The organism is Parasphingorhabdus sp. (genome assembly GCF_036963705.1).
Lineage (GTDB): Bacteria > Pseudomonadota > Alphaproteobacteria > Sphingomonadales > Sphingomonadaceae > Parasphingorhabdus.
Genome location: NZ_JBALUT010000073.1, coordinates 3,336 through 12,985 on the forward strand (window position 1 = coordinate 3,336; position 9,650 = coordinate 12,985).

Below are 9,650 nucleotides of genomic sequence, written 5' to 3' on the forward strand. Positions count from 1 at the left end.
GATGGAGGATTGTCCTTTGGCCAACATAAATTGAATTTTTTTACGGATCACCGCTCAGTATCTGGATGGTGGATAGATAACATATGTTCAACGCGAATTCAGCAATATTAGAGAATGCCTGCAGAGCTGGGCTATTAGCGCGCTGAAAACCTGGTGTTTGTTCCTAACAAATGCTCTCACAAGGAACACCGTCGCAATCGCCATCCAAGCGTCCCAGACCGCATTCATTCAAATAGTGATACGCCTCGCTACAGCTATTCATTTGGCCGCATTTCCATTTCGCCCCGCATGATCCACCTGATTGCGTCGGCGCTTCAAATAGCCGCGATGGCGATGAATATCTGGGGCGCTGCGCGATTGGTGCGGGTTCAGGTTTATTCTCGCTAAGGAATCGTGAAGCAATCCAACAGTCTGCGGTCTCGGTTTTTGACCAACCTGACCGCGTTTCAATGACTGTTACTGTTTCCGCATACGAGAAAGAACTAAGCTTTCCGTAATTTGTTCCCGGACCGGAGCGGCAATTAACCGATCCGGCGGTCACGTACATCGCTAAGTTCTCGGCAGAGTTTCCTGAATTCTGATCATATAGCGTCGATTCAGTGTCAGAGTATTGATCACCTGATCCGTCCTTCGAACATTGTCCAAGCACAATCAGTCCCAGAACCACGGCGATCGCCCATCCACATCCGTTGTTTTGATCTGGTTTTGCCATGCCGCGTCAAATATCCCCCTAGAACGGCATCTACATTATTCTACCGACAGCAACTAATCGTCGAAAATTAATGAGCCACTTCAAATTCCATTCCCGCATTCCACAACATTTCGAATATAGCCATGCAAGGCGTATCGATCATTGCATCCAAGATGAAATTAAACTCCAAAGTGGCCAACCGACAATCATCCAAGCAACAAAGCAAACTTCCGCGCCAAAAAAGAAATTTGCCAATCTTGTTTTAAAATGAGATTGATTATCCACCACAGCGGTGCGTCTTCCAATATTTATTCCACTTGAGCGCCCAACCGCCTTGTACCATCGCGCAAGATATATCTCCGGACTTTGACGATACGCACCATGCCGCAGTGCGCTTGCCGCCGGCGCCGCCATCGGACCGGCAGATTAAAGTAGGTCCAGACACCAGAACATGTCCCTCCCTTGAGCGACCGGAAGGCTTTCCAACCAAACTCACTAGGGCATCGCGTGCTTCTTCGGCGCTTGCCTTGGGGCAGGGATGACCAGTCGAACAAGTTCCATCCATTTCCCGTGCGGCAATGCCTGAAAGTCTGACCCTTGGACCTTCTGCACACCAGATTGGACCATCTCCATCCCAGACACGGGTGGGCGTGCATTCAAACGATTGTCCGGCGCTAACAATAGTCGAACCCAGTAGTAGCAGTTCAATCAAACCCATGTGTCATCCGTAGATATCTTAACTTCATGAATGGAGATAATGACGGCATTAGCTGCAAACTCAAGTTGGAACATTAGATTGGCCGATTTTGACCAGTTATTTTCAAAATGACGACACGTGACGTTTCAGCTATGGTTGAAGAGAAGAGGGGGCTTGGTTCCGGGTGAATCATGATCTTGGAGACTGAAAAATGACCGAGGATAAAAAGACTCAATCTGTTGACGAAAAAAACTGGCCCGGCTTATCGGAGCTTGATCGTGCACTCGCGGAGGACAGGTTGACCGCTTATACTTGGAAAAAGACTTGGCGTGATCCTTGGGGACGTTTTGGATTGATCATATTCTTCATAGCTTTCCTAGCTTTCGCAATATTTGTCGCAATTTACGATGGTCTCATCCAAATCTAAATCACTTCCATTCCTTAACATCATCGGCTGCTTCAGCGCTAGCTCCGCGAGCATTGCGGGTGCGTTTCTGTAGCGCATCTTGAACCGTCCCAACCCGTTTTCTGCCTCGCGATTGAGCGCCGGATACTTCGTCCCGAATACCATCAACATCAGGCGGCGCAGACACTGACCCGCTTCCTGATCCTCCGAGTGGAACACTACCTCTTACGGCATCGGCGCTGCCCACGCTTGGTCTTTGCACCGGCGCAAACTCGGGAAGTGCCAGCTTATCTTCAATATCATCATGCAACCGATCCGCATATCCTGCCACAAACCGCGTTTGCAGCTCCTGTCCTTCTGCACTGAGCTGGAAGTTCACATCATCAAACCGCGCATTGCCATAAAAATCTCGGTTGGATTCCATTTCAGCCATACCCCATTCACGGTACGTCTGGCTGAGGTTCAAAGATCCGGCAGCACTATTGGTTTCATACCATGTCGCTTGGTTTTCGAGGCGGCTGGCAAGCTCCTCTGCACGTCTCGCTTCGACGGTATAGCTTTGCGCTTCAGAAAGTGAGCTGGTCAGGCCCGACGCGCTGCTGGAGATGGCGGAACTGCTGCTGGAACTGACACTGCGGACAAAACCATCGCGGGTATTGGACCAGTTACGGCTATCAGAAATCTGGTTCAGGCTTCCCATGATCCGGTTGCGGTCTTCCGAAGCAATTCCGATATCACTATCAGTCCAGCTGTGATTTCGTCCACCTTTGAGTCCGAGGTTCGCTCCTAGCGCTCCTTTCTCACCTTTTACGCCGAGACCACCTTCGCCGTTCAGGAACCATGATACTGTTATGTCATCGGCGGCGCGTCGCGACAGGCCATATTGCTGCTGCAAGTTTCTCGACGCTGAATCCACCTCGCTGAACGCCTTGTTGACACTGTTGCTCTCGTTGATCCCGACCGCCGTTTCAGAAGAACTCCCCTGGCTGTATGTATTTCTGAGTTCGTTGAACCGGGTAACTGCAGAGCTGGTCGATTGCTGGGCAAGATTGGAAAATGTCTCACTTTGTGAACGGCTGCTCGATGCCAAGGTGGAAAGCCTTGAGGTGAAATCCTGTCCTAATGTTGGTGTGAATGGATAGGAAGAATTCGGAACCTGATCAAAGGAATTTTCGGGAAAGCTCGTGGTTTGCGTCCCGCTTGCACTGAATCCGCGTGTCTGCGCAGCGCCATAGGAAATGTTCGGCGCGATCGAGCCTTGGGCAAATTGTTTCGAGAACACGCTCGAATTTTCAATATTGCTGTTGCCAAGCGACACATTGCCAGTGCTGGCTTCGCGCGCTGCTTCCTCTGCTGCATTTTGCGATGGATTGAGATAGGAAGTCGCTTGGCCTGAGATTGCCAGCGCGCCTCTGGCGATACCGCCAGCAAGAAACGGTATGGAGGCAACCAGATAACCGGCAAGGACGCCGATATCATTATTCACATCAACCATGCCGGAGAAGTTAGCCAGACTTAGCCCAGTCCCACCGGCGGCCCCGCCAACATCAGATGCGCCTTTGAACATCAGGATCATGTGCAATATAACAAACAATGGCCCCCAAGCGGCAAGATAGAAGAAGCCTGTAATATAACCCCGCAATGCCGTTGGTCCGGTTTTTGGCATCAGGAAAAGCGGAAACAGCACCGGGAACAAAGCATAGAAAACTACGGTCAGTACGATATTAAGGATCGGAACCCATTTCATCGCATTCTGGGCAATTGAACTATACGTGCGTTCGGTCTGGATATCGGCGCGAGTCTGCGCGAACACATCTACGCTTGATGTCCCGCTCGATCCTGCCATGCCGTGCATTGCCTGTTTCATCGCGTTAATAGTCAGCACTTGCCGGAAGATCTCGCTGGCGTTTTTGGAAACCCCGCTCAAATAGCTATACGCAATGGGCAAATCGGCAAACAGCTTGGCTTTTGCTAGCGCTGCGGTTTGTTTGGGATAGAGCTGGCGGCCAAAGATAGTCCCCATTTCATCGATCATACCCACCCACTGGGAATTCAAATCATTATAGGCCGCGCGGCAGGTTATGATATTGGCGCTGACGCTGTCATCGGGATTGCGGGTCAGAAACTTTTGTGCGTGCGCTGCGCTGCCCGGCGCAATTACCGCCCAAATATCGTCGCTTGCCGACAACTCCTTCATAGAATAGCGGCCGAGCAATAGATCATAGAAAACGCATTGCCGGAAATGCTCGTCGAGATTGGCGGCAAATTCAGGATCGGAAATACGCAAACTGCGCGTCGCATCAAAGAGCCGCGAGCCATAGATCATTCCATTTTTGGAATAATCGAGATCGGTGGGCAGCCCGAACACCGTTTCGGAGGAGCGCACCAGATAATCGCCAACCTGACTGGTAAAGCTTGCCATAAGCGCAAGGCCCAAAGGCACATTAGCTACCTCGGCTGGTGCCAATGATGGATTGATGCGATCGGTGACATGAACATCAAGGCGCGGCACCATCAGGCACATATAAATCAGAGTCGCGCCTAAAAACCAATGGAGCCAAGCGCGCCAGTCCTGATTGAACGCGACCACGATCACCGACAGCGCAAGCCCGATGACCATGGCGACCTGAATCAGGCTTTTGTATCCGCCCGCGCCGGTCCATGCCGCAACGGCATTGAGGACATTGACGATATATTCGCCGCCGCCAATTGTGAATATCTCGACCATCTACTTGGGTTTCCAGCTCATGGGGTGAGCGAGCGGTTCTGGACCGCGCGCGACCAATCAAGGGCTGCTGCCATTGATGGTGACATCGAAGCGGCGAGCATATTTTCAATCATCGCGGTTTTCTCGATAATCTGCATGATAGCGCTGACCTTGGCCTGACTATTTGCTTGTCTATTCGCCAATGCGCGTCGCACTTCGCTCATCTGACCTTGCCACATGGTGAGCTTGGCCTCATCCGCGCCAATGAAGGTTGACATCGAGCGACCGGCTTCACCAACGATACGTTCGAGCACGGCAAAAAGCAGATCAACTGAGGCAATTTCGGCGAGTGTCTCGCGGTCATCGGTAGGCATGCCGCGACCATAGGCGGCTTGAACGGTTAGAATTTTATAGAGCGGCACCGAGGCGACCTGCAGCAATTCTTTTTCGGCATTGCCGATCGCCGTGTCGGCGCGAATAGCTTCGACCATGCTGGTGATCAGCGCGGCCACGCGCGGGCGAATGGCTTTAGAGCTAGCAAGGCTCATATTGCGAAACGCCGGATCGAGGCATTGATCGGCTTCATCGCAATCAAAGACCTTGATGGTCTGACCTGATGTGCCGTCCAGCAATGCAGTTACTAATGTCGAGGAGGCATCGCCGGCGAACGGCACAAATTTTCCAGGAGATGCGTCTTTAGGCGGTACATATATAATAGTCCCGATGAGCGTCATCGCATATTCTGCGAGTTCGCGGTCAAAGCTGCCGCCAGGATTGAAGAAGGCGGATTTCTTGAGGGTATGCCATGTGTAGTTGCGCGCGACGCCAGGATTTACATCGGCGTAATCACTGCCAGCACCGGCGTTCGTGGAATCGCGCTGGCCTTTGGTACCGCAACCATGTTTGGCGGCTGCATAATCTGTGAATATGCCCTCTGAGTTGCCAATCGCCTCGCAGATTGCCTTGTCAGCTAGATCGCCCTTTGGCCAGATACCGCCCACCAAACCCTGCGCCATTTCGCAGCTGTTGATGTTGAGATTGTTCATGAGCTGCGCTTTTTGCGAGAACTCCTGCATGATTTTTGAGCATTCCGGACACACGGTGTCGATGGCGAGGCTGAAAGCAAAACCGACAGCGTTGTTCGCCACGGCTTTGAGCATCGCGACAATCTCACTGGCGTTGATGAAAGAAAACGAACCTGCGAAAATATCGATGCCGCCGCAGCCCGCCTTGGCAGAAGGGAGCTGCAAGTTAGCAATATTGGTCGTCTTCTGGGGAAAGCGCGTCCAGACATTGCCGAGACTATAATAGCCTGCTGACTGACCCTCGAACGCCGTGGGTCCGGTGACATTGGCAGCGCCGCCCATATCATCCATGAACCGGTCCATGCTGTCTCCGACATTAGCAGATAAGGGAGCGATGATTAGACTTGCAGCTGTGATCGCAGCGATTGCTTTTTTAATAATCATGTCCGGCTTCCTTTGATGTGAGCAAATAAATACGATCCTGCAGTTCATCGGCAGAGATGATGCCGTAGCCGATTGGAATGGCCCGGCTTTGCGCGCTGTCCCACAGCACCAGGGCAGGGGTGATTTTAGGCTTCAATCCCATCCGCGCGCGTTGCCCCGTCTCGACCGTGTAATTCTGGAAATGCCGCGATGGTCCGCCATCGGTCGAGATCGCGCGGATCGTCAGTTTCCAGCGGGTGGAAACCGATTTTACGATTGGCGACATGACCTCGCAGGCCCCACAGCTCTGCGCAAAAAAGTAAAACAAACCGTAGCGCTTTCCGAGGTTGGCCATCGCCGTATCACGCGATGCACTGCGCGCATCCTGCCACTGTCTTTTCGCGAGCGTCGAAACCGGGCGCTCGAGTGTATAATCCAGATCCGGTTGCTGCCAGATCGCGCGCTGCCAAACGTCTGAAAATAATGACGCGCGGTCAAGCTGTTCGCGCTGGAAGCGTATGTAAGCGATAACATTTTCGCGGGTCGGTTGGAGGATTGCTTTGGCTTTGAGCTCGCGCAGTTCTTTTGTGACCGCATCGAGTTGCTGGCTTGCGCTTGCCTGCGGTTTTGTCGGCAGCGATTCCGTTTCAGGCGGCTTTGGTTTGCTGCAATAGAACCAGTATCCCAGTTTGCGTTTCTCGCAGTAAAGTTCGTCCGCACTCGCTCGCGGCGCATAGGTTGCTGGGTTTATTGGCTTGGATGCAGCGCCTTGCGCAAATGCCGGACTGATGGCCGCATCTATAAAAAAAATGATTGCAAGGACAAGCACGGCCAAGCCGCCGAGCGCCAAGGGCAGTGGGAACCTATGGGTAAAATTGTTTTTCATGGGCCTGATCTCTCGTAGAAGTTCTGAATTTTCTGCTGGATGTCATTGGCTGCTTCGAGCTCGTCAGGCAGGCGGGCAGCTTCGGTAAATTCAGAGTAAATTTCGGAAAAATCCATTTTTGAAAGATCAAGCTGCGCAAATTCCTCGATTGTGAATCCAAGACATTGTTCGTCTTTCGCCCGAGCCCAAGGTTTGGGCAGCTGCGCGCGGCCTTGTTCCTGCAGAATACGCGATAATTTGGAAGTGAAGCAGCAATAGGCTTTCTTCTTGGTGATGCAGATGCCGAGAATTTTCTTCGAGCAATAGCTGCCGACATAGGCGCACAGCCCATTGGCATCGCGCTGATGAAGAAGAATTTCCTGAGTGTTGCAGCCGAGGGCAACTAGCAGGCTAATGCCGGGAATGAGCGGAAAGCCTTTGCCCTTGCAGCAGTTAAGCACCCCGAAGACTTTTGAGCCGCACGTCTCGCGCTCGCCTTTGAAAAGGGTCAATGTGTCGGGATCAAATTGTACGCGTGCATCGTCCATTGCATGGAGGGCAACAGCGGCATCCTTGAACTCATCATTCGCTTCGCGCTCAATCGTCTCGCATGATCCATCGATGCAATAAACATCACCGTCGCAAATATACTGGCTGCCAGAACCCTCGGCATCCGGAAGCGGGCAATCATAAACGCGCTCTATCGTTGAACAGGGATTATCTTCGCTCAGGCAATCTTGCCGCAGCAACTGGCAAGCCGGATTATTGTCCAATTCCTCGCAATCATTGGCAGCACGCCGGGCAGAGCATTGATAGGTCCGCTCCCATGCCCAGCAAGGTTTTGTAACCGTCACACCGTTAATGATCCGGGTTACAGGGTCGCTGTCGCTGCAAGCCTCGGCTGTCTGTTCGCAATCTGCATCTTCGGCAAAAGTTCGGCATGCGGCATCATTTTTGTTTTCCTGAATAATATTTTCGGATGAGGTCGCGTAAGGCGTTTCTCCTGGAACAGGGGCGCTGCAACTCATCTCGACATAAGGTTCGCCGGGTTCAACGCAATATCGATCCTGTTCACGGTTTCCGCCCCATTGCAAACATGGACCTGGACGTATACCGGTCCTACGGCATCCATTTGCGTTAAATATCTCGCAAGAAGGGACGCCGCCAAATTGGTAAGGACTGATATCGCTGCACAGATAATGATATTGGGTCCGCTGCTCGACCCTTACATTTAGATAGATGCTGCAACTCTCGTTTGTTTCTTCCAGCGCCACCCCGCTATTGCAGGTAGCCGTATAACGGCCCGGCGATCCTGGAGAGGGCGGTAGCGGAACGCAGCGCCCTTCCGCCCCGCCAATTTCCATACCGCTGGTATAGGCAAGTGGGTCTTCGTTGATCGAATTAGACCGCGCAGTGACCGCTTTGATTTCATCTATCTCAAACTTCGCGCGCCGGGCATTGGAGTCCTTTATCGCTTTCATACCCTCGTGGCTGCGCGCTGCGGCCCTTGCATCGCCTTCAATGCGTTCCGGATTATCGGCATAATCCGCCTCAGCAGGATTTGATGTGTATCCAGGAACACGCGCCGCATCGGGCTGCGTGCTTGCATTTGCGCGGGCGCGTCCCTGTTGTTGATTGGCAAAAGCTTTGCCTTCTTTCCTGGCCGCCTCGCGGTCCTGTGCCGCCAGTGGTGATCCGGCGGAGAAACTGATGACCGTGACAACGAGGGCAAGGCATTTAAGAAACTTCATCACTCAGCGCTCCTTCTTCAGGCGGGCAAGGTGCAGCGCGGCGAGACGCGATCCGGGACCAGCGCCGCCCGCAAATGTTTCGAGCGCATATTCTACGCTGACATTGCCCGTCATCCGGTCATGGGGCGGGACAGCGCCTGTGCAATTGAAACCATCGCAGAGCGTAAAATCGGATGAGGCCATTACGAAACTGGGCGCAGCCTTGATATCAAACGCCCGGAATAGTCTGGGATCAATACCGAGCGCGGATAATTGCTCGCCGTCCGAGGCCATAGCGGTCAGCATTTTTGTCAGCTGTTTGGCGCTGCCACCGGGGAAACCACGCAGCACCGTGACCCCGCCTGCCGCCGATGTGTCGCGAACGAGTTTTTTCAAAGACTGCGACGGCATCGACAAGCTTGCAAAGGCAATGAAACGCGGTGCGTCACCGAGTTTGGCCTGAGCCATTTTTGCATGATCCGAAATCATCCGGTCGAAATCGAAGACTTCATCCATGTTGTTTTCTTTGTTGTTTGCATGTTTCCGCTCGACAGTTTGCGTATATCGTTCGTGATTAGCCCGCGCCTGGTCTTGTGTCTGACGGGCGTCGCTACGCAAATCTTCGCTGCGCAAACGGACATTTTCCGCCAGTGCTTCTGCCTCGGCGGAATAGGTTTTGGCGGACGCCCGTATGGCTTCAATATCGAGTATGTCCGAGTTCACGCTTTGCGCAGCGGCAAAACCGGTGGACGCGGAGATCGTGAACAAAACCGAAAAGAGAACGAAGTTCTTCATAATGCGCAGCAATTCCGTTTGCGCCAGACTAGATAGCCCATGTCCTCGCCAATGGCGGGAATGACCTGTCCGGCAGATTGAAAGGTGGTGGAGGCTCCGATGGGCGGGCAGGCATAGCGGCCTTTTGTTGCCGGGTTGGGGTTGGTTGCCTGCAGGCGGTATTGCTGTTTGCGCATGATTGGCATGAGATATTTGCCGCACAGGCCTTTTTTGCCCATGGTTCCCCAGGACACCAGTTGACGGTGTAATTTGAAAGCAAAGCGCGACAATACGAGACGCGAGGCTTGAACATGGCCAATGCTCGCTGACAC

The 9,650-nt window shown here is 52.8% G+C and carries 8 protein-coding genes; 1 reads left to right on the plus strand and 7 read right to left on the minus strand.

What is annotated here, in order from left to right:
* Positions 1 to 163 precede the first annotated feature (163 nt).
* Entirely contained in the window at positions 164 to 712 is a 549-nt protein-coding gene (locus V7680_RS15780) for an SH3 domain-containing protein (RefSeq protein ID WP_442955045.1), read from the minus strand.
* An 887-nt stretch (positions 713 to 1,599) separates the two neighbouring features.
* Here V7680_RS15780 and V7680_RS13205 point away from each other — a divergent pair.
* Positions 1,600 to 1,815: a hypothetical protein gene (locus tag V7680_RS13205; RefSeq protein ID WP_335653733.1), complete on the plus strand. Its 216-nt coding sequence runs from the start codon at positions 1,600 to 1,602 to the stop codon at positions 1,813 to 1,815.
* Between the two features lies 1 nt (position 1,816).
* Here V7680_RS13205 and V7680_RS13210 read toward each other — a convergent pair whose 3' ends face one another.
* From V7680_RS13210 to V7680_RS13235, 6 genes are all read right to left on the minus strand, one after another.
* Positions 1,817 to 4,522, minus strand: coding sequence for a conjugal transfer protein TraG N-terminal domain-containing protein (locus V7680_RS13210; protein WP_335653734.1), 2,706 nt, complete (start codon positions 4,520 to 4,522; stop codon positions 1,817 to 1,819).
* Positions 4,523 to 4,539: 17 nt separating this feature from the next.
* A complete protein-coding gene (locus tag V7680_RS13215) occupies positions 4,540 to 5,970 on the minus strand; it encodes a conjugal transfer protein TraH (RefSeq protein WP_335653735.1) in 1,431 nt (476 codons plus the stop codon).
* Positions 5,960 to 6,835: a conjugal transfer protein TraF gene (locus V7680_RS13220; RefSeq protein ID WP_335653736.1), complete on the minus strand. Its 876-nt coding sequence runs from the start codon at positions 6,833 to 6,835 to the stop codon at positions 5,960 to 5,962. Before V7680_RS13220 ends, V7680_RS13215 begins: the two co-directional genes overlap by 11 nt.
* The gene (locus V7680_RS13225) at positions 6,832 to 8,565 is read right to left on the minus strand and encodes a conjugal transfer protein TraN (RefSeq protein ID WP_335653738.1); all 1,734 of its coding nucleotides are present in this window, start codon (positions 8,563 to 8,565) and stop codon (positions 6,832 to 6,834) included. Before V7680_RS13225 ends, V7680_RS13220 begins: the two co-directional genes overlap by 4 nt.
* Positions 8,566 to 8,568: 3 nt before the next feature.
* Entirely contained in the window at positions 8,569 to 9,339 is a 771-nt protein-coding gene (gene trbC, locus V7680_RS13230) for a type-F conjugative transfer system pilin assembly protein TrbC (RefSeq protein ID WP_100092276.1), read from the minus strand.
* Positions 9,336 to 9,650 (minus strand): TraU family protein (locus V7680_RS13235; RefSeq protein ID WP_335653737.1); only part of this gene is annotated, 315 nt, incomplete at its 5' end. The genes trbC and V7680_RS13235, both read right to left, overlap by 4 nt.